The organism is Bradyrhizobium sp. C9, from assembly GCF_002532045.1.
In the GTDB taxonomy this organism is placed as follows: domain Bacteria; phylum Pseudomonadota; class Alphaproteobacteria; order Rhizobiales; family Xanthobacteraceae; genus Bradyrhizobium.
Window position 1 is genome coordinate 704,970 of record NZ_NWTG01000001.1, and the last position, 18,089, is coordinate 723,058.

An 18,089-nucleotide genomic window follows, 5' to 3' on the forward strand; every position below is an offset into this window, starting at 1 on the left:
CCTTTGTGTAAAGCGCCAACTCAAGGACAAAGCGGAGGGAATGATGGAAGATCGCGTTTCGATATCGATTTCGGACGGTATCGCCGATGTCCGCCTGGTGCGGGCAGACAAGATGAACGCGCTCGATGCGGCGATGTTCGAGGCGCTGGTGGCCGCAACCGACCGTCTTTCCAAGGAAAAAGGCGTTCGGGTCGTCGTGCTCTCCGGCGAGGGCCGTGCGTTCTGCGCTGGCCTCGACATGGGCCGTTTCGCCGCCATGAAGGATGGCGGTAACGGAGTGCCGGGCGGCGAGAAGCGCGATCTCACGATCCGCACCCATGGCAAGGCGAATTTTCCGCAGCAGGCAGTCTGGGGCTGGCGCCAGCTTCCGGTGCCGGTGATCGCCGCGGTCCACGGCGTCGCCTTCGGCGGCGGCTTCCAGCTCGCGCTCGGCGCCGACATGCGCTTCCTGTCGCCGGACGCGCGGATGTCGATCATGGAGATCAAGTGGGGCCTCGTCCCCGACATGGCCGGCACGCCGATCCTCGCTAGCCTCGTGCGCGACGATATCCTGCGCGAGCTCACCTACACCGGCCGCATCTTCTCGGCGCAGGAGGCCCAAGGTTATGGCCTCGCCACCCGCGTCTGCGACGATCCGCGTGCCGCGGCGCTCGAAGTCGCACGCGAGATCGCCGGCAAGAGCCCGGATGCGATCCGTGCCGCCAAGCGCATGCTGAACAATCTGTCGGTCGATCCGGCGGCCGCGTTGCTTGCGGAATCCGTCGAGCAGCAGAAGTTGCTCGGCGGCCCGAACCAGACCGAATCCGTGCGCGCCAATCTGGAGAAGCGCGCGCCAAGGTTCGCGGATGTTGGGTAGCGACCGCCGCGTCATTCCAGGGCGATGCGTAGCATCGAACTATGGTGCGCAATTGCGCACCAGAGAATCTCGAGATTCCGGGTTCGCGCTTCGCGCGCCCCCGAATGACAGCTAAACCCGACGAAAGATCGGACCACGATAATGGAAACGTCAAAGCCCTTCCTCGGCATTATCAGCGGTGGTCGCCGGCGCGATCATGCGGCGGTCGCCGAGCGCACCGACCGTATCGCGAGCGGCCTGAACAAGCTCGGCGTCAAGCCGGGCGACAGCGTCTGCATGCTGATGCGCAACGATATCGCCTTCATCGAGGCTGCCTACGCCGCGATGCGGCTCGGCGCCTATGGCGTGCCGGTCAACTGGCATTTCAAGCCGGAGGAAATCAATTACGTGCTGACGGATTCCGGCACGCGGGTCCTGATCGGCCATGCCGACATGCTGCATCCGCTGCGCGGCGCGATCCCTGATGACGTCACCGTGCTCAGCGTGCCGACGCCGCCGGAAATCCTCGCCAACTACAAGGTCAATCCCGATCATCTCGCGACACCCGACTTCGCGATCGATTTCGAATCCTGGCTGGCTCAGTTCCCGCGCTATGACGGCCCTGTGGTGCCGCAGCCGCAGAACATGATCTACACCTCGGGCACGACGGGCCATCCGAAGGGCGTGCGCCGCTTCGCGCCGACGCCGGAGCAGACCGCCAATGCGGAAGCGATGCGCGGGATGATCTACGGCCTGAAGCCGGGGGCACGTGCGATCCTGCCGGGACCGCTCTACCATTCGGCGCCGAATTCCTTCGGGCTGCGTTCGGGCAGGCTCGGCGGCGCGCTGGTGCTGATGCCGCGCTTCGACGCGGAGGAGTTTCTGCAGCTGATCGAGCGCGAGAAGATCGACACCATCTTCATGGTGCCGACGATGTTCATCCGTCTGATGAAGCTGCCGGAAGAGGTGCGCAGGAAGTACGACATGTCGTCGCTGCGGCACATCATCCATGCCGCCGCGCCCTGTCCGCCCGACGTCAAGCGCGCCATGATCGAATGGTGGGGGCCGGTGATCTACGAATTTTACGGCTCGACCGAGTCTGGTGCGGTGACGTTTGCCAATTCCGAGGACGCGCTGAAGAAGCCCGGCACGGTCGGAAAGATTTCGCCCGGCGCCGAGCTGCGCTTCATCGGCGACGACGGCAAGGACGTCGCGCCGGGCCAGATCGGGGAGATCTATTCGCGGATCGCGGGCAATCCCGATTTCACCTATCACAACAAGTCCGAGAAGCGCGCCGAGATCGACCGGCAGGGATTCATCACCTCGGGCGACGTCGGCTATATCGACGCGGACGGCTACGTCTTCATCTGCGACCGCAAGCGCGACATGGTGATCTCGGGCGGCGTCAACATCTATCCGGCCGAGATCGAGGCGGTGCTGCATGCGGTGCGCGGCGTGCACGATTGTGCGGTGTTCGGCATTCCCGACGCCGAGTTCGGTGAGGCGCTGATGGCGGTGGTCGAACCGCAGCCCGGCGTCACGCTCGACATCGCCTCGGTCCGCGCCCAGCTCAAGACCGCACTGGCCGACTACAAGGTGCCCAAGCACATCGAGATCCAGTCCAACCTGCCGCGCGAGGATTCCGGGAAAATCTTCAAGCGTCGGCTGCGTGATCCCTATTGGGAGCGGGCGGGACGGCGGATTTAGGCCACACCCGCTGTCGTCCCGGCCCTCGCGCGCAATCGCGCGCTAGGCCGGGACGACGGGAGTGTGCACCGCTTCCAAGTTCATCTTGCGCTGCGGCAAAAAAAGCGCACACTCCGGAGGAACCCGGCAGCCTCTGGAGTAGCCCGCCATGTCACCCCAGACCATGCCTTCCGAGACCGACCTCGGTGCCAGGAGTGCCGCAGAAAAGGCGGCACAAGAGGAGGATGCACGGCTCCGGAACGACATCCGGCTCCTGGGGCGCGTGCTGGGCGATACCGTGCGCGACCAGGAAGGGGCCGGCGTGTTCGACCTGGTCGAGCGCATCCGCCAGACCTCGGTCCGGTTCCACCGCGACGAGGACAAGCTGGCGCGGCGGGAGTTGGAAGGCATCCTCGACGGCATGTCGATCGCCGAGACGCTGCGGATCGTCCGCGCCTTCAGCTATTTCTCACATCTCGCCAACATCGCCGAGGACCAGAACAACATCCGCCAGATGCGCAGCCGCGGTCCCAGCGGGGCGCCGCGGCCGAGCACGCTGGAGCAGACGCTGGTCCACGCTCGCCAGGCCGGCATCAGCCCGGCCGATTTGCGCAGCTTCTTCAAGAGCGCGCTGGTCAGCCCGGTCCTGACCGCACATCCGACCGAGGTCCGCCGCAAGAGCACGATGGACCGCGAGATGGAGATCGCGGAGCTGCTCGATCGCCGCGAGCGGCTAGAGATGACGCCGGAGGAGAGCGAAGCCAGCGACGAGCAGTTGCGCCGCGCGGTCGTGACGTTGTGGCAGACCAACCTGTTGCGCCGGACCAAGCTGACCGTGCTCGACGAGGTCGCCAACGGCCTGTCGTTCTACGATTACACCTTCCTGCAGGAAGTCCCGCGCGTGCACTGCGCGCTGGAGGATCGTCTGAACAAGGAGGGCGGCGAAGCGGGCGAGCTGGCCTCGTTCCTCCGGATGGGCAGCTGGATCGGCGGCGACCGCGACGGCAATCCGTTCGTCACGGCGGAGGTGATGCGCGGCACGCTGCGGCTGCAGTCGAGCCGGGTGCTCAGCTTCTATCTCGAGGAGCTGCACGCGCTTGGCGCCGAGCTGTCGCTGGCGGCGCACCTTGCCGACGTCTCTGACGAGTTGCGCATCCTGGCCGAACGCTCGCCCGACACCTCACCGCATCGGAGCGGCGAGCCGTATCGTCTGGCGGTATCGGGCATCTATGCGCGGCTCGCGGCCACTGCCATGCGGCTCGAGGTCGAAACCACGCGGCCGCCGGTCGGCAAGGCCGAGCCCTATGCGAGCGTCGAGGAGTTCCAGGCCGATCTCGACGTGCTCAATCGCTCGCTGATCGCGAACAATTCCGGCGTGATCGCACGCGGCCGGCTGCGGCAGTTGCGGCGGGCGGTGGATTGCTTCGGATTCCATCTGGCGCGGCTCGACATTCGCCAGAACTCGGCGGTGCACGAGCGTACCGTCGCCGAGCTGCTCGACACCGCCAATCCCGGCACGTCGTATCTGGCGCTCGGCGAGGATGCGCGCGTCGGCCTGCTGCTCGGTGAATTGCGCAACGCGCGGCCGCTGGCTTCGCCCTTCGTCAAATATTCCGAGGAGACGCAGGGCGAGCTTGCTGTGTTCCGGGCCGCGGCAGAGGCGCACGCCAGGTTCGGCCACGAGGTGATCCCCCAATGCATCATCTCGATGTGCAAGGGCATGTCCGACATGCTCGAGGTCGCGGTGCTGCTGAAGGAGGTCGGGCTGGTCAATCCGTCTGGCCGCAGCGCCATCAACATCGTGCCGCTGTTCGAGACCATCGAGGACCTGCAGGCTTCCAGCGGCATCATGGACCGCATGCTGGTGCTGCACGATTATCGCAAGCTGGTCGACAGCCTCGGCAGCGTGCAGGAGGTAATGCTCGGCTATTCCGACAGTAACAAGGACGGCGGTTTCGTCACCTCGGGCTGGGAGCTCTACAAGGCCGAGATCGGCCTCGTCGAGGTGTTCGAGCGCCACGGCGTGCGGTTGCGGCTGTTCCACGGCCGCGGCGGCTCGGTCGGCCGCGGCGGCGGCCCGAGCTATGATGCAATCATCGCGCAGCCCGGCGGCGCGGTGAACGGCCAGATCCGCATCACCGAGCAGGGCGAGATCATCTCCTCGAAATATTCCAATGCCGAGGTCGGCCGCAGCAACCTGGAAATCCTCGCCGCCGCCACGCTGGAAACCAGCCTGCTGCAGCCGCGGCAGAGCGCGCCGCGCCCGGAATATCTCAAGGCGATGGAGGAGATCTCCGCGCTCGCGTTCAAGGCCTATCGGGGTCTCGTCTATGAGACCGAGGGCTTCGCCGACTATTTCTGGGGCTCGACCGTGATCAACGAGATCGCGACGTTGAACATCGGCAGCCGTCCGGCTTCGCGCAAGAAGACCCGCGAGATCGAGGACCTGCGCGCCATTCCCTGGGTGTTCTCTTGGGCGCAATGCCGGCTGATGCTGCCGGGCTGGTACGGCTTCGGCAGCGCGGTCGAGACCTGGATTGCCGAGCACCCCGAGCAGGGCATGCAGTTCCTGCAGGAGCTCTACAGGGAATGGCCGTTCTTCCGCACGTTGCTCTCCAACATGGACATGGTGTTGGCGAAGAGCTCGATCGCAATCGCCTCGCGCTACGCGGAGCTCGTGCCCGACGTTGCGCTGCGTGAGAAGATCTTTGGCCAGATCCGCCGCGAATGGCATCTTTCGATCGAGACGCTGCTCGACATCATGGGCCACGACCGGCTGCTGCAAGGCAACCCGCTGTTGGAGCGCGGCATCCGCAACCGCTTCCCCTATCTCGACCCGCTCAATCACGTGCAGGTGGAGTTGCTGAAGGAACACCGCGCGCAGAACCCGGACGAGCAGGTGCTGCGCGGGATTCAGATCACGATCAACGGGATCTCGGCTGGCTTGAGAAACAGCGGCTGATTGTCGTCCCGGCGAAAGCCGGGACCCATAACCACGACCAGTTGTTTTTTTGGTATGCTGGAGCTCCAGCTTCTTTCAACAATTGACGGCGGTGGTTATGGGTCCCGGCCTACGCCGGGACGACGAGTATTAACAGTTATGTGCGCCCCTGGTCTCCACATACACCGCATACAATGACTGGCTTGCGGTCATGAACAGGCGGTTGCGCTTCTTGCCGCCGAAGGTGAGGTTGGCGCATGTCTCCGGCAGCAGGATCTGCCCGATGCGCTGACCGTCGGGCGCGAACACCTGCACGCCGTCATAACCCGGGCCGACCCAACCGGCGCCGACCCAGATGTTGCCGTCGATGTCGACACGCATGCCGTCAGGGAAGCCTGACTTGCCGTCCAGCGTCATGTCGATCAGCGTGCGCGGGTTGGAGAGCTTGTCGCCGTTGAGGTCGTACTGCCAGACGATGTTCTTCGCATTGGGATAGTGCGTGATGCCGGTGTCGCAGACATAGACCTTCTTGTAGTCGTGGCTGAAGGCGATGCCGTTCGGCTTGAACGGTTCGTCCGCGACCTTGGTGATTTGTCCGGTCGCAGCGTCGATGCGGTAGACGGCTTCCTTCTGGTAGGGCTGAACCGAACCGGTGTTGGCGCGCTGGCCCTCGTAGATCGAGACCGCGCCGTAGCCGGGATCGGTGAACCAGATCGACTTGTCGTTGGGATGCACGACCATGTCGTTCGGCCCGTTGAGCTGCTTGCCATTGGCTTGCTCGGCCAATGAGGTGACGGTTCCGTCGTGCTCGTAGCGCACCAGCCGCGTGCGCTCGGCCGTGATCTGGCGGCCTTCGAAATCGAAGGTCGAGCCGTTGGCCTCGTTCGACGGCTTGTGGAACTGCTCGGAGATGTGGCCGTCATCGTCGAGATAGCGCAACTGCCGGTTGGCCGGGATATCGCTCCACACCAGATACTGGCCCTGCGCGTTCCAGGCCGGGCCTTCCGCCCAGAGGCAGCCGGTGTAGAGCCGCTTGATCGCGGTGTTGCCGACCTTGGCCTTGAAGCGCTTGTCGTCGATCACGACGATGTCAGGATCGGGATAACGCTGCGGCTCCGCATTGCGGCCGTAGTCGCGAGCGGATGCATCTGACGCCGCTATCGCGGTTGCAGCAAGCGCGGTTGCGCCGCGCAAAATGGTTCGACGGTCGAACGCCTTCGTTCCGTCGGCCTCGTGTTGCTCTGTGTTGTTTGGATTTGTCACGAAGTCCTCCCAGGCTTTTTTGTTATGGGGAGGACGATCATGCGCCCGCAATTCTGGCACAATGCGGGCACGCCATGAAGAAACAACCAAAGAGTGTGTCGCCTCCGTGGCTTCGCGGAGGCGACTTTTTCATAAAACTGTCAGATCGGATCAGATCGCAGGATCAGATCGGATCCCACGTGAAGACGTCGGCCGAGCGGTCGAGCTTGGCGAACGATCCCTTCAGCGCCGGCATGCCGTGCTCGGCAATGGTCTCCGGCGTCCAGCCTTCGCCGCGATGCACCGAGCGCACCGGACGATGCTGGCCGAACAGGAAGATCTCGTTCATGCGCACGCCGAAGATCTGGCCGGTGACGTCCTTGGCGGCATCCGAGAGCAGATAGGCGCAGACCGGCGCGATTTTCTCCGGGCCCATCTGCTTGATCTTCTCGACGCGGGCCTTCTCCGCGTCGGTCTCGGTCGGGATGGTGCCGATCATGCGGGTCCAGGCGAACGGCGACACGCAGTTCGAGCGCACGTTGAAGCGGCCCATGTCGAGTGCGATCGACTTCGACAAGCCGACGATGCCGAGCTTGGCGGCGGCGTAGTTGGCCTGGCCGTAATTACCGATCAGGCCGGAGGTCGAGGTGAAGTGCACGAACGAGCCTGATTCCTGCTCGCGGTAGATGCGCGCGGCGGCGTGGCTGACATAGAACGAGCCCATCAGATGCACCTTGATGACGGCCTCGAAGGCTTCCACGCTCATCTTGTGGAAGATCATGTCGCGCAGGATGCCGGCATTGTTGACGACACCGTCGAGCCGGCCGAAATGATCGGTTGCGGTCTTCACGATCTTGCTGGCGGGGATGGCTTCCGCCACCGACTCGAAATTTGCAACGGCCGTTCCGCCGCGCTTCTTGATCTCCTCGACCACTTCCTCGGCGGGCGCCGCGCTCGAGCCGCCGCCGTCGGCCGCGCCACCGGGATCGTTGACCACGACCTTGGCGCCTTCCGCCGCGCAGAGCAGCGCGATCTCGCGGCCGATGCCGCGGCCTGCGCCGGTGACGATGATGACTTTATCCTGCAGTGATTTTGCCATGTGGGTTCTCCTTTGTTGCTGTCCGTCATTCCGAGGCGATGCGTCAGCCTCGAACCGGGAATCTCGAGGTTCCGGGTTCGCGCTTCGCGCGCCCCGGAACGACGGGCGTTACTTCTCGTTCGTAAAGATGATCGTGCCACTTGCAGCGAACATGCCGCCGACGCCGTGGCAGACCGAGATCTTCGCGTTCGGCACCTGTGCCGGCGCGATGCCGCGCATCTGCCGCACGCTCTCCTGCAACGCGTACATGCCGTACATCCCGGAGTGCATGTAGCTCAGGCCGCCGCCGTTGGTGTTGAGCGGCAGCTTGCCGCCGGGGCGGGTGTTGCCGTCGGCGATGAACTTGCCGGTTTCCTCATGCGGCATGAAGCCGAGGTCGCCAAGGCCGTAGAGCGGCAAATGCGCGAAGGCGTCGTAGATCATCAGATGATCGACGTCCTTGTGGGCGATGCCGGCCTCCTTGAACGCCAAGGGACCTGCCACCTTGAAGGCGCGCGATGAGTCAAAGGTCTTCATCTGGCTAACCATCGGCGTTTCCACGCTCTCGCCGGTGCCGAGGATGTAGACCGGCTTTTGCGGGAAGTCCTTGGCGCGATCGGCCGAGGTGAGAATCAGCGCGCCGCCGCCGTCGGTGACGAGGCAGCACTGCAGCAGCCGGAACGGATAGGCGATCATCCGCGAGTTCAAGACGTCGGCGACCGTGATCGGGTCCTTCATGGTCGCGCGGGGGTTCTTCGCCGCCCATTCGCGCTGCACGACGGCGACCATCGCCAGCTGCTCATGCGTGATGCCGTGCGTCTTCATGAAGCGCAGCACCGGAATCGGGAACATGCTCGGCGGCCCGTAGACGCCGAACGGTGACTCGAACTGGCCGTTGAGACTGTCGGGTGCGGTGAAGCGCGGCTGCTTGCCGATCATCGACTTGCCGCTCTCGGCATGCGTGATCAGCACGGTCTTGCAGAGGCCGGCCTCGATCGCGGCGGCGGCGTGGCGGACATGCAGCATGAACGAGCAGCCGCCGACCGAGGTGCCGTCGACCCAGGTCGGCGTGATGCCGAGATAATGCGCCATCTGCTGCGGAGTTTCGACCGCGGTAGCGAATCCGTCAATGTCGGACAGCTTGAGGCCGGCATCCGCGATCGCGTTCAGCGCCGCGTCCGCGTGCAGCTGGATCTGCGACATGTTCGGGATGACCCCGAGTTCGGTGGTTTCGGCCGCACCGACGACAGCAACCTGGTTCCTGCGCATCACATCACCCCTTCGCCGGGCGGAAGAGGGGAAGGGTGATCTTGTCGTCGAGTGCCTCGAAAGCGACCTCGAGCGGCATGTCCAGTTCGAGCGCTTCCGGCGTCTGCGGACAATCGATGATATTGCTCATCATGCGCGGACCTTCGTCGAGCTCGACGATGGCGATCGCATAGGGCGGCGTGAAGCCGGGCGCGGCGGGGCGATGATTGATGACGTAGCTGTACAGCTTGCCCTTGCCGGTGGCCTTGAAGATCGAGACCTTGCGCGAGGTGCAGGAGGGGCAGAACGGCCGCGGGGGGAAGTAGACATTGGCGCAGGCGTCGCAGCGCTGTAGGCGCAGCTCGCCGGCCTTGGTGCCGTCCCAGAAATGCTGGGTCTCAGGTGTCGGCTTTGGTTTCGCGCGCGCGGGCTCGGCCATGTCTGATGTCTCCTCCCGAAATCGTTACGGTCTTGATGCGCCATTGGACCAACGGCCGTCAACGGTCCATCCACGCCCCGCGCAGCGGCCTGTGTCCCGCGCATGCCGCATATTCCGCCCCTCGCACAATTGCTAAGGCCGCGATGCTTGTGTCGCTCCGGTCCGGCGCGTAGAAGGGCCGCGGTCCAAGATACGTCCAAGATACGTCGAAGCTAGGTCCACGAGACGTCCAAGACACCCGGGAGGATTAACATCATGCTGAGGATCATCGGCGCGGCACTCGCTGCCAGCCTCGCATTTGCCACGCAGGCAATCGCCGCCGACGCACCGTCGGAGATCAAGATCGGCACGCTCTACGCGTCCTCGGGGCGCTACGCCTCGATCTCGATGCCGGTCTACAGCTCGCTCAAATTGTGGGTCGAGCAGAAGAACGCCGAAGGTGGCGTGTTCGTGAAGGCATTCGACAAGAAGATCCCGATCAAGCTCGTGTCCTATGACGACCAGAGCAACACCGCGACCGCCTCGACGCTTTATAATCAGCTCGTCACCCAGGATAAGGTCGATCTGCTGGTCGCCGATTCCGGATCGGTGCTGACCGCGCCTGCGGTCGCGATCGCGCGCGACCACAAGATGTTCCTGTTCGACCAGACCGGCACCGGCGCGAGCTTCTTCTCCAAGGACAATCCCTACATCGCGCTGATGGCCGACCCGGTGTCGACGGTCTGGCCGAAGCCGGTGGCTGACTTCATCAGCCATGACGGCCCTGGCCTCGGCATCAAGAAGATCGCCATCCTTTACGCGACCAACGAGTTCACGGGCACCCAGGCCAACGCGTTCCGCAAGTTCGTCAAGGAGTCCGGCGCGCCGATCGAGATCGTCTACGACCAGGGCGTTCCGACCGAGACCACCAACTACAACGTCATCATCAACAACATCAGCAACACCAATCCCGACGCGGTGATCCATTTCGGCTACGCGCCGAACGACATCGCCTTCCTGCGCAACGTCCAGGACGTCGGCACCAAGTTCAAGATGCTTTTCGCGATCTATGCCGGTCTTGAGACCGAGCTGCTGGAGAAGAACGTCGGCGCCAAGGGCCTCGAGCACATCTGGACCTACGTGCCGCCGTCCGAGCTGGACTATCCCGTCAATTTCGGGATGAACATGAAGGATTTCCGCGCCGCCTGGACCAAGAAGTACAACGACGGCAAGATGGAGTTCGGCTTCAACGCGGTCGCCGGCTACACCACCGCGCTGGTGATCGAGAAGACGCTGTCGGTTGCGACCAGCCTCGACCAGATGGAGCTGCGCCGCGCGGTGTTCTCGCTCTCAGGCCAGCTCAAGACCCTGGATGGCACCTTCGCGCTGGATGAGACTGGCGGCCAGATCGGCGAGCTGACGCCGCTCGGCCAGCTCACGGTCGACGAGCACGATCACATCAAGTTCGTCTCGATCTATCCGCACGAGACCGCCACCGGCAAGCCGATCTATCCGGCGCCGTGATGCAGGTGGGTACACCAGACGTAATCTTCGGCGGCGAGCGGTAGCATGACCTATGCGCTCGTTGCCGGCGTGCTGTTCGGGCTGTATTTCAGCCTGGTCGGCATCGGCCTCAATCTCGTGTTCGGCGTCATGCGCATCGTCAACCTTGCGCATGGCGACATCCTGATGCTGGGCGCCTTCATCGCGCTCGGCGTGGTCGGCATCGCCGGCATCGACCCGCTGTTCGCGGTGCCGCTGGCCTTCATGGTCTTTGTGCTGGCCGGTGTGCTGCTGTACTGGGTGCTGGTGCCTCGGCTGCAGGGCTCAGCCAACCCGGAAATGCTGTCGATCATCCTGTTCTTCGGCCTGTCGCAGGTGATCGAAGCCGTCACCACGATCTTCGCCGGCACCAGCGAGCGCTCGATCCAGAGCCGGCTGCTCGGCACCGTGTTCACGACCATCAAGGTCAAGTGGTTCGGCGGCAGGGCCGGCGGGGCAGGGCCGATCCAGATCTTCGGCCAGGGCTTTCCCGCGCCCTGGGTGATCGCGGCCATCACCAGCCTGATCGCGATTGGGCTTGTCTATCTTTATCTCTACCACACGCGGCTCGGCACCTTGACCCGCGCGGTGATGTCGCGCCGTGACGAGGCGTTGGCGACCGGCATCGATGTCGATCGCGTCTCGGCGGCGGCGTTCGGCATCGGGCTCGGCATCGCGGCGGTTGCCGGCGTGTTCGCACCCTTCATGTTCGGCTCGGTGACGCCGGCCTTCGGCGCCGATGCGACCGTGACGTCGTTCGCGATCGTCGTGCTGGGCTCGCTGGGCAATCCCTTGGGCACCGCACTCGGCGGCGTCGTCTATGGCCTCTGCTACATGCTGGTGCAGACCTATCTCAGTTCCTGGGCCGACCTCTTGCCCTATGTGTTGTTGATCGTGATCCTGTTGCTGCGCCCGAGCGGTCTGCTCGGAAGGCGGGTGCGCGTTGCATAACGCCTCCAAACACCTGCTGTTCATCCTGGCGCCGCTGGTGGTGGTGTTCGCACTGCTGCCCGGCGTCTATCAAAACCATCTGCTGCTGTTCAACTTCGTGATCTTTCTGATCCTCGCGCAGGGCGTGAACATCATCTATGGCTTCACCGGTTATCTGCCGTTCGGCTATGTCGGCTTCTTCGGCGCCGGCGCCTACGGCTTTGCCATCATGGTGATGCATCTGCAGACGCCGGCGCCGCTGGCCGTGCTGGTCGGTGGCGTCGTCGCGTTGGCGCTCGGCCTGTTGCTGACTCCGCTGCTGCGGCTGTCGGGCGCGTATTTTGCGATCGCCAATCTCGCGGCCTCGCTCGCGGTGCTGCACTTCGTCGCCAATCCGGCGCTGGAGGGCATCACCAAGGGGCCCTACGGCGTCTCGCTGACCGGCACGTTCAACCCGACCCACGCCTATTACGCCGCGGTCGTGGTGATGGCGCTGACGGTTGGCGCGGTGATCTATCTCAAGAACTCGCCGTTCGGCCTGGCGCTGCAGGCCGTGCGCGAGGATGCGGTGTCGGCCTCGATGGCCGGCGTCAACATCATCAAGATGCGGGTGATTGCCTGGCTCGCCTCGGCGCTGGTCGCCGGCCTCGCCGGCGGCATCTACGCCTGGTACGTCTCGGTGTTCTATCCGGACAACGTGTTCTCCGGCGAGTTCTCGATCTTCGCGATCGTGTTCGCGCTGTTCGGAGGAGTTGCCACTATCACCGGACCGATCGTAGGCGTGCTTATCCTGTACGGCATCTACAATCTGATCGGCTTCACCACGCCTCAATATTTCCAGCTGATCTATGGCCTGCTGATCATGGGACTGGTGCTGTTCCTGCCCGCCGGGCTGGTGTCGCTGGCAACGCGCAGGGGGTGGCATGTCCCCTGAGCAGAACTCCATCCTCAAGGTCTCGAAGCTGGTCAAACGCTTCGGCGGCTTCCATGCGCTCGATGGCCTCAGCTTCCACGTTGTGCCGGGCGAGATCCTCGGCCTGGTCGGCCCGAACGGCTCCGGCAAGACCACGGCGATCAACGTGATCTCGGGTCTTTATGCGCCTGACGGCGGCGAGGTCGTGTTCGACGGCGCGTCCTCCGGCGGCGTCGCCTCGCACAAGCTCGTTCACCGCGGCATCAACCGCACCTTCCAGGTGCCGAAGCCGTTCCTGTCGCTCACGGTGCGCGAGAATATCCAGGTGGCGCTGGCCTATGGCGGCGCGACCGGCGCGCCGCCGTCGATTGCGGAGCTGCTGGAGGAGTACCGGCTGAAGGAGGTCGCGGACCGCCCCGCCGCCGATCTCAACAGTGCGCAGCAGAAGATGCTCGATCTGACCCGCGCGCTCGCCACGCGTCCGCGGCTGCTGCTGCTCGACGAGCTCGCGGCCGGCCTCAACCCGGCGGAGCTTGACTGGATTGCCGGCCGCATCAAGGCGCTCGCCGCGACCGGCATGGCGATCATCGTGGTCGAGCATCTGATGGGCTTCATCGAGCAGATTACCGACCGCGTCATCGTGCTCAATGCGGGCAAGGAGATTTTCGAAGGCACGCTCGCCACCGCGGTGCGCGAGCCGCAAGTGATCGAGGTGTTCCTGGGAGGCGAGCATGCCCACTGATGCAGCGTCACTTCTGGACGCCAAGGGCGTCGACGCCGGCTACGGCACCATGCAGGTGCTGTGGGGCGTCGATCTCGACGTCCGCCCCGGCGAGACCGTGCTGTTGCTCGGCGCCAATGGCGCGGGCAAGACCACGTTCCTGAAATCGCTGGTCGGCCTGATTGAGGCCCGCAATGGCCACATCAGGCTCGGAGGCGAAGACATCACGAAAATGCGATCTTCGGATCGCATGAAGCGCGGCATGACCTACATGTCGGAGCTTGCGGTATTCCCCGATCTGTCGATCGAGGAGAACATCCGGGTCGGCGCGCAGGCGCTGGGCCATGCCAATCCGGGCGCGCGGGTCGACGAATTGTACGGCCTGTTTCCGGTGCTGCGCGACAAGCGCCGCGATCCGGCCTCCAGCCTGTCCGGTGGCCAGCGCAAGATGCTCGGCATCGCCAAGGCGCTGTCGGCCGAACCAAAATTGCTGGTCATGGACGAGCCCTCGGCCGGGCTGTCGCCGCTGTTCGTCAAGGAGGTGTTGCGCGCGCTGTCGAGCCTGCAAGGCCGCGGACTGGCGCTCCTGATCGCCGAGCAGAATATCGGTTTCCTCGAGATTGCCACCCGCGTCTTCGTGCTGGAAGGCGGGCGGATCCGCTTCTCCGGCACGGTTGCCGAGATGAGCGGCAATGAAGAGCTGCACCGCGCTTATTTCGGGCTGAAATGATAGTGATGCGAGGCGGGGGCCGACGCACTGGAAATCGGCCCCGGTTCGCGCGACAATCAGCTGCAAGCCGTTAAGCGCACGCCGTAAAGTGCAAGCCGTGAAGTGAAAGCCATGCCGAAAAATCCGACACTCGCCTCCCTTGCCGCCGACCTCGCCAGCGGCGCGACCTCCGCCCGTAAGCTCGTCGAGCAGTGCATCGCCAGGATTGCCGATCCGGCAGGCGAGGGCCAGCGCACCTTCATCCATGTCGACCGCGACGCCGCCCTGGAAGCCGCGGATGCCATGGACCGGCTGCGCAAGGCCAATGCCGCGCCGTCACCGTTTGCCGGCATTCCGGTTTCGATCAAGGACCTGTTCGACATCAAAGGGCAGGTGAGCCGCGCCGGCTCCCGTGCGCTGGAGGATTCCGCGCCGGCGGATGCCGATGCGCCGGTGGTGGCGCGGCTCAAGCGCGCCGGCTTCATCGTGATCGGCCGCACCAACATGACCGAGTTCGCCTATTCGGGCATCGGCATCAACCCGCATTACGGGACCCCGAAGAGCGCCTGGAACCGGAGCGTCGGCCATGTGCCCGGCGGCTCGTCCTCGGGCGCGGCGGTCTCGATCGCTGACGGCATGGCGTTCGGCGCGCTCGGCACCGACACCGGCGGCTCCTGCCGGATCCCGGCCGCCTTCAACGGCATCGTCGGCTACAAGCCGACGCAGCGCCGGATTCCGCTCGACGGCGGCGTGCCGCTGTCGTTCACGCTCGACAGCTACGGCCCGCTGGCCAATTCGGTGGCCTGCTGCGCCGTGCTCGATGCGGTGCTCGCCGATGTGCCGGTGACGCCGCTCGCCCCGCGCCCGGTCAAGGGCATGCGGCTCGCGGTGCCGACTACGGTCGCGCTCGATGATCTCGATGATGCCGTGGCAAAGACCTTCGACCGCGCCCTGGCGTCATTGTCGCGCGCCGGCGCATTGGTCGAGCGCATCGAGGTGCCCGAATTTCTCGACGTCGGCGTGATGAACGCCAAGGGCGGGTTCTCGGCGGCCGAGAGCTATGCCTGGCATCGCTTCCTGCTGGCCAGCAAGGGCGACATCTACGATCCGCGCGTCGCGGTCCGCATCCAGCGCGGCGAGGGTTTTCTGGCGGCCGACTATATCGACCTCCTCAACGCGCGGCGGTCGTTCATCGCCCGGACCGAGGCCCGCATCGCGTCCTACGATGCGCTGGTGCTGCCGACCACCGCGAACCTGCCGCCGACCATCGCCGCGCTCGCCGATGACAAGGCGTTCGCCACGGAGAATCTGCGCGCGCTGCGCAATCCCTCGCTGATCAACGTGCTCGACGGCTGCGCCATCTCGCTGCCCGCGCATCGCGAGGGCGAGGCGCCGGTCGGCCTGATGCTCGCCGCCGCGGGTGGTTCGGACCGCCGCATCTTCGAGCTTGCGGCCGGAATGGAGACCGTCATCCGTGTTTGATCTCACCTTCAACGTTGACGACAAGGGCGTTGCGACGCCGCTCACGCTCGAAATCAAGCAAGCGGTGATCGCCGGCTGGACCGGCCGCGATCCGGTCGCGCGCGACAAGCATATCGCCGAGCTCGAGGCGCTCGGCATCGCACGGCCCGCGACGACACCGATCTATTACCGCTGCTCGGCGCGCCGGATCACTTTCGCCGACGCGATCGAGGTCTGCGGCGAGGAGTCCAGCGGCGAGGTCGAGTTCGTGCTGATCGGCTGGCAGGGACGCATCTTCGTCAGCTGCGGCTCCGACCATACCGATCGCAAGGTCGAGAGCTACAGCGTCACGGTGTCGAAGCAGATGTGCGACAAGCCGATGGCGTCTGAATTGTGGGAGCTCGAGGACGTCATTGGCCATTGGGACCAACTGATCCTGCGCTCCTGGGCCACGATCGGCGGCCAGCGTGTGCTCTACCAGGAAGGCACGCTTGATCACATGCTGCCGGTCAAGGACCTGATCGCGCGCGGCTTCGACAACGGCGCGCTGCCCGACGGCTGCGCGATGTTCGGCGGCACTTTCGCCGCCAAGGGCGGCATCCGCCCGGCCAGCCGCTTCGAGTTCGAGCTGGAAGACCCCGTGCTGAAGCGGAAGATCAGCCACGGCTACGACGTGATCACGCTGCCGGTCAGGGGCTGATTTCCTTCTGCACGTCCGTTGCGTAGAGGTGACCGGGACCTCTCCACCAGTCGTCCCTGCAAAAGCAGGGACCCATACGCCGCGGCTTTCGCAAAGGGCACGCGGCCAGATGGCTTTCCAACAACCGGCACCTGTGGTTATGGGCCCCGCTTTCGCAGGGACGGCACCGTGATCGGAGCGGCGCTCTCGGCAAATCCGGATCGGAAATCGGGTGGCGCGAGGCGCAATCATCGGCCAGATTCCACCTCATGACAGCCACAGCCAAGACCCTCACCCGCACCCCAGCCACCGGCATCCCGGCCCGTGTCGCCGCGCTTGACTGGGATCACATCACGACCGACCTCGACGGGCAGGGCTGCGCCGTCCTTGGCGGCCTGCTCACGCCAGAGGAATGCGACGTCGTCGCCGCGCTCTATCCCGACGACAGCCGCTTCCGCAGCAGGGTCGTGATGGGCCGCCACGGCTTCGGCCGCGGCGAGTACAAATATTTCTCCTATCCGCTGCCGGACTTGATCGCGGAGCTGCGGCCGGCGCTGTATGCGCGGCTGACCGCGACCGCCAATCGCTGGAACGAGACGATGGGGATCGAGATCAGCTATCCGCCGTCGCATGTGGCGTTCCTGAAGCGCTGCCATGACGCCGGGCAGACGCGGCCGACGCCGCTGCTGCTCCAATATGGCGAGGGCGATTACAATTGCCTGCACCAGGATCTCTACGGCGAGCACGTGTTTCCGATCCAGGTCGCGATCCTGCTGTCGGAGCCGGGGCGCGATTTCACCGGCGGCGAGTTCGTGCTGACCGAGCAGCGGCCGCGGATGCAGTCGCGGCCCGAGGTGGTGCCGCTGGCCAAGGGCGATGCGGTGGCGTTTGCCGTGCATCATCGCCCGGTGCAGGGGACGCGCGGGCCGTATCGTGTCAATCTACGCCATGGCGTCAGCCGGATCAGATCCGGCCATCGCCACACCGTTGGTGTGATCTTCCACGACGCAAAGTGAGTGCGAGAGAGGCGTGGCCGCTGATCTGTTCGAGACCGTTGGCGATGCCCGGCCGCCGCGCGAGACGATCGCGGACGGCGCGGTGCTGTTGCGTGGTTTTGTGCGGCCGTTCGAGGCCGAGCTGATCCCGGCCTTGCGCATCATCGTCAAGCAGGCACCGTTCCGGCACCTGATCACGCCGGGCGGCCACCGCATGTCGGTGGCGATGACCAATTGCGGCAGCGTCGGCTGGGTCTCCGATCCCAGCGGCTATCGCTATGATCCGATCGATCCTGACTCGGGACAGCCCTGGCCTGAAATGCCGGAGGTGTTGCGCCGGCTCGCCGCCGACGCCGCCACCGCGGCCGGCTTCAACGGCTTCGCGCCGCAGGCCTGCCTGATCAATCGCTATGTGCCCGGTGCGAAGCTGTCGCTGCATCAGGACAAGGACGAGCTCGACTATGGGGCGCCGATCGTCTCGATCTCGCTCGGGCTTCCGGCGGTCTTCCTGTTCGGCGGCCTGAAGCGTAGCGATACGCCGCGCCGCTATCGGCTCGAACATGGCGATGTTGCGGTGTGGGGCGGGCCGTCACGGCTATTTTATCACGGTGTCGCGGCGCTCGCTGATGGCGAGCACAGCGTGCTCGGCCGCCAGCGCATCAATTTGACCTTCCGCAAGGTGCGCTGAAGC

General features: G+C 64.9%; 16 protein-coding genes. 12 read left to right on the top strand and 4 right to left on the bottom strand.

Going from position 1 to position 18,089, the window contains the following annotated elements:
- Positions 1 to 43 precede the first annotated feature (43 nt).
- From CO675_RS03135 to ppc, 3 genes are all read left to right on the top strand, one after another.
- Complete coding sequence (locus CO675_RS03135; protein ID WP_097670897.1) at positions 44 to 856, top strand: crotonase/enoyl-CoA hydratase family protein; 813 nt, start codon at positions 44 to 46, stop codon at positions 854 to 856.
- Positions 857 to 997: 141 nt separating this feature from the next.
- On the top strand, positions 998 to 2,542 hold the full coding sequence (locus CO675_RS03140) for an acyl-CoA synthetase (protein ID WP_097670530.1): 1,545 nt from the start codon (positions 998 to 1,000) through the stop codon (positions 2,540 to 2,542).
- Between the two features lie 148 nt (positions 2,543 to 2,690).
- Positions 2,691 to 5,483 (top strand): phosphoenolpyruvate carboxylase, encoded by a 2,793-nt coding sequence (gene ppc / locus CO675_RS03145; protein WP_097670531.1) that lies wholly within the window; start codon positions 2,691 to 2,693, stop codon positions 5,481 to 5,483.
- Between the two features lie 129 nt (positions 5,484 to 5,612).
- On the opposite strand, the gene CO675_RS03150 is transcribed toward ppc, so the two are convergent.
- From CO675_RS03150 to CO675_RS03165, 4 genes are all read right to left on the bottom strand, one after another.
- Positions 5,613 to 6,725, bottom strand: a complete 1,113-nt coding sequence (locus tag CO675_RS03150) for an SMP-30/gluconolactonase/LRE family protein (RefSeq protein WP_097670532.1) — start codon at positions 6,723 to 6,725, stop codon at positions 5,613 to 5,615.
- A gap of 163 nt (positions 6,726 to 6,888) precedes the next feature.
- A complete protein-coding gene (locus CO675_RS03155) occupies positions 6,889 to 7,803 on the bottom strand; it encodes an SDR family oxidoreductase (protein ID WP_028338734.1) in 915 nt (304 codons plus the stop codon).
- A 108-nt stretch (positions 7,804 to 7,911) separates the two neighbouring features.
- Positions 7,912 to 9,051, bottom strand: a complete 1,140-nt coding sequence (locus CO675_RS03160) for a thiolase C-terminal domain-containing protein (protein WP_097670898.1) — start codon at positions 9,049 to 9,051, stop codon at positions 7,912 to 7,914.
- Positions 9,052 to 9,055: 4 nt separating this feature from the next.
- Positions 9,056 to 9,469, bottom strand: a complete 414-nt coding sequence (locus CO675_RS03165) for a Zn-ribbon domain-containing OB-fold protein (RefSeq protein ID WP_097670533.1) — start codon at positions 9,467 to 9,469, stop codon at positions 9,056 to 9,058.
- Positions 9,470 to 9,724: 255 nt separating this feature from the next.
- Here CO675_RS03165 and CO675_RS03170 point away from each other — a divergent pair, with 255 nt between their 5' ends.
- The 9 genes from CO675_RS03170 (at position 9,725) to alkB (ending at position 18,086) form a co-directional block, all read left to right on the top strand.
- Positions 9,725 to 10,972 carry an amino acid ABC transporter substrate-binding protein gene (locus CO675_RS03170; protein WP_097670534.1) on the top strand — a complete coding sequence of 416 codons (1,248 nt, stop codon included), beginning with the start codon at positions 9,725 to 9,727 and terminating at the stop codon, positions 10,970 to 10,972.
- A gap of 45 nt (positions 10,973 to 11,017) precedes the next feature.
- The gene (locus CO675_RS03175) at positions 11,018 to 11,941 is read left to right on the top strand and encodes a branched-chain amino acid ABC transporter permease (protein ID WP_097670535.1); all 924 of its coding nucleotides are present in this window, start codon (positions 11,018 to 11,020) and stop codon (positions 11,939 to 11,941) included.
- Positions 11,934 to 12,854 (top strand): branched-chain amino acid ABC transporter permease, encoded by a 921-nt coding sequence (locus CO675_RS03180; protein WP_097670536.1) that lies wholly within the window; start codon positions 11,934 to 11,936, stop codon positions 12,852 to 12,854. Before CO675_RS03175 ends, CO675_RS03180 begins: the two co-directional genes overlap by 8 nt.
- Positions 12,844 to 13,575 (top strand): ABC transporter ATP-binding protein, encoded by a 732-nt coding sequence (locus CO675_RS03185; RefSeq protein ID WP_097670537.1) that lies wholly within the window; start codon positions 12,844 to 12,846, stop codon positions 13,573 to 13,575. The genes CO675_RS03180 and CO675_RS03185 overlap by 11 nt, the downstream gene beginning before the upstream one ends.
- Positions 13,565 to 14,284 carry an ABC transporter ATP-binding protein gene (locus tag CO675_RS03190; RefSeq protein ID WP_097670538.1) on the top strand — a complete coding sequence of 240 codons (720 nt, stop codon included), beginning with the start codon at positions 13,565 to 13,567 and terminating at the stop codon, positions 14,282 to 14,284. Before CO675_RS03185 ends, CO675_RS03190 begins: the two co-directional genes overlap by 11 nt.
- A 111-nt stretch (positions 14,285 to 14,395) precedes the next feature.
- Positions 14,396 to 15,745 carry an amidase gene (locus tag CO675_RS03195; RefSeq protein WP_097670899.1) on the top strand — a complete coding sequence of 450 codons (1,350 nt, stop codon included), beginning with the start codon at positions 14,396 to 14,398 and terminating at the stop codon, positions 15,743 to 15,745.
- Positions 15,738 to 16,424: a DUF2848 domain-containing protein gene (locus CO675_RS03200; protein WP_097670539.1), complete on the top strand. Its 687-nt coding sequence runs from the start codon at positions 15,738 to 15,740 to the stop codon at positions 16,422 to 16,424. Before CO675_RS03195 ends, CO675_RS03200 begins: the two co-directional genes overlap by 8 nt.
- 248 nt (positions 16,425 to 16,672) lie before the next feature.
- Positions 16,673 to 17,419 carry a 2OG-Fe(II) oxygenase gene (locus CO675_RS03205; RefSeq protein WP_097670540.1) on the top strand — a complete coding sequence of 249 codons (747 nt, stop codon included), beginning with the start codon at positions 16,673 to 16,675 and terminating at the stop codon, positions 17,417 to 17,419.
- Between the two features lie 13 nt (positions 17,420 to 17,432).
- Positions 17,433 to 18,086 (top strand): DNA oxidative demethylase AlkB, encoded by a 654-nt coding sequence (alkB, locus tag CO675_RS03210; RefSeq protein ID WP_097670541.1) that lies wholly within the window; start codon positions 17,433 to 17,435, stop codon positions 18,084 to 18,086.
- Positions 18,087 to 18,089 lie beyond the last annotated feature (3 nt).